Here is a 2321-nt window from a genome sequence, read left to right as displayed (position 1 = left end):
ACCGCAGCGCCCGCCACCAGCGGGATCAGCCGCACCGGCGCGCCGGCCGCATGCACGGCGAGCGCGACCAGCGGCAGCGTCACCAGCCCCGCGAGCGCGCCCAGCCCGGTTCCGGGCCGCGGCCCGCGCGGACCGGTGAACGCCCGCACCCACAGCTCCCCGATCGCGGCGAACGCGATCAGGCACAGCGGCACCGCCACCCACGGGCGGCCATCGGCCGCCACGATGCCACCGAGGCCGGTGTACGCGAGAAGCAGCAGCAGCAGAATGGTCATCGCAGTCCCAGGCTGTCGAAGTCGAAGCGGTAGATCGCGACGTGCGGACCGTCGTACATCTTGATCAGCCAGGGCAGGTGATCGAACTTGGTCAGCTGCGCCGGGGTGAACGCGGGCCGCCCGTCGTGCGGGATCGGCTCGTTCGTCTCGAAGTAGATCTTGATGTCCGGAACCTGCTCGGCCATCCGCCGGTCGACGACCAGGAACTCGAACCGCCAGCTGCGCAGCTGGTGCAGCAGCGCGGCGGGCATCGGCTCGCCCGGCTGCGCCCGGTAGAGGTCGTACGCCGGGAAGGTGGCCGATCCGGTGGTCGGCTCCTGCTCGCCGTAGGAGCCGAAGATCAGGCCGGAGTAGCGGTCGGCGACCAGCCGGGCCTCCCGCCCCTGGGTGGCGCGCAGCCACGCCGCCGCGGCCAGCACCTCCGGGGTGGCGGCGCGGGTGTCCGACCCGAACACCGGCGGCCCGGGGAACCGGTACGACGGGTTCATCCCGGCCGCGTTGTTGCCGACCAGCATCAGCGCGCACACGGCGAGCAGCGCTCCGGCCGCCACCGGGTGCAGGGCCCGGCGCCGGCGGGCCCGGTCCAGCACGGCGATGACCAGCGGGGCCACCACGATGGCGATGCCGAGGTAGCTGAACGCCCAGGACCGGCGCGCGCCCTCCGCCCCGGCCGGGGTGAGGATCAGCAGGGTCGCCGGGAAGTAGAGCGCGCCCAGCGCGAGCATCGCGGCGGAGGCGGCCCGGGTGACCGGTTCGGCCCGGTGCCGGCGGCGCCACCAGAGGGCGGCCGCGCCGACCATGAAGAACAGCGCGCAGACCGGGGCCACGAACGCCGCGTTCTGCTCCCACCAGGGCGCGATCGACTGGCTGAACAGGGTCCGGCCGCCGGCGCCGCCACCGGCGAGCCCGCTGAACTGGTCGAGCGCCCGGCCCAGGTAGGGATCGAGGTAGCTGCCGGTCCGCGGCGCGACGGCACCCATCCAGAGCGCCACCACGACGGCCGCGGCGCAGGTCAGCGCCCACGCGGTACGGGCCGGGACGACCAGCACGTGGTTCCGGATCGAGTGGACCGTGCAGGCCAGCGCCAGCAGGATGAACATCCCGGTCAGCCAGAGCGCGGTCAGGTGGTGGGTGGCCGTGATCGCGACGGCGAGCACCGCGGTCAGTGCCACCCAGCCGGCCCGGGCCCCCACGCTGCCGGCCCGGATCGCGCGCAGGCCGGTCACCAGAGCCCAGACGAGCACGCTGATCGCCAGCGACTCGTAGCCGAGCTGGGTGTCGAAGAAGAGGAACGAGCTGTTCAGGCTGTAGACGATGGCGGCCGCCGCACCGACCCGGCCGTCCGGCCAGAGCTGCCCGGCGAGCGCCGCGACACCGAGAACGGCCAGCACGTGGGCGAGCACCAGGATCAGCAGCGCGGCGTGCCAGACGGTGAGGCCGGTCAGCGCGGCCAGCGAGGCGACGGTGGCGTGCAGTCCCGGGTAGTCGCCGATCACCCGGACGATCGGGTTCTGCTCGAAGAGCCGGCCGTCGAGCAGGATGTCGTGGCTCTGGCCCCAGTGCGCGTACTCGTCGTGGTAGAGCGGGCCGGCCGGGTTGCGCAGGAGTTTGGGCAGGTAGGTGAAGCAGGCGTAACCGACCAGCACGGCCAGGCGCAGCCGGGCGCCGGTGCCGCGGCGCACCGCCCAGAAGGTGGCCGGCAGCGTGAAGATCAGCATGCCGGCCCAGAACCAGGCGAACTGCTGCCCGCTCTCTCCCCATTCGGCCCGGCGGTAGGCGGTCACCAGGGCGGCGGCCCCGGCCGCCGCCGCGACGGCGAGCGTCAGCGCACACCCGGCGCCGGCGATCCAGGCCCGGCCTGCCGATCGGGTACGTCCTGCGGACAGTCGACCGGTCGCGGGGCCGGCCGTCGTGACAGTCATCGACCAACAGCCCCCGCGGCCACCGGCACCGGGCGCCCGGTCACGGCGGCGTAGATGTCCCGGGTCGCGCCGACCACGTCGCCCCAGCTCGGCAGCGTGGCGGGCGGCGTCCGGCCGGTCGCGG

2 protein-coding genes are annotated in these 2321 nt (G+C 74.3%); both read right to left on the bottom strand.

Going from position 1 to position 2321, the window contains the following annotated elements:
• A partial coding sequence (locus tag AB0F81_RS51075) for a hypothetical protein (RefSeq protein ID WP_360211697.1) occupies positions 1-275 on the bottom strand: 275 nt, incomplete at its 3' end.
• Complete coding sequence (locus AB0F81_RS51070) at positions 272-2197, bottom strand: hypothetical protein (protein ID WP_360211694.1); 1926 nt, start codon at positions 2195-2197, stop codon at positions 272-274. The genes AB0F81_RS51070 and AB0F81_RS51075, both read right to left, overlap by 4 nt.
• Between the last annotated feature and the right edge of the window lie 124 nt (positions 2198-2321).

Origin of the sequence: Actinoplanes sp. NPDC024001 (genome assembly GCF_040638955.1) — a bacterium.
Lineage (GTDB): Bacteria > Actinomycetota > Actinomycetes > Mycobacteriales > Micromonosporaceae > Actinoplanes.
The sequence above is the reverse complement of the archived record's forward strand: the minus strand, read 5'-3'. Positions and strand labels throughout refer to the sequence as shown.

Excerpts from the sequence above, each read along its gene's own strand:
- AB0F81_RS51070 (WP_360211694.1), bottom strand. The coding sequence starts at position 2,197 with ATGACTGTCACGACGGCCGGCCCCGCGACCGGTCGACTGTCCGCAGGA.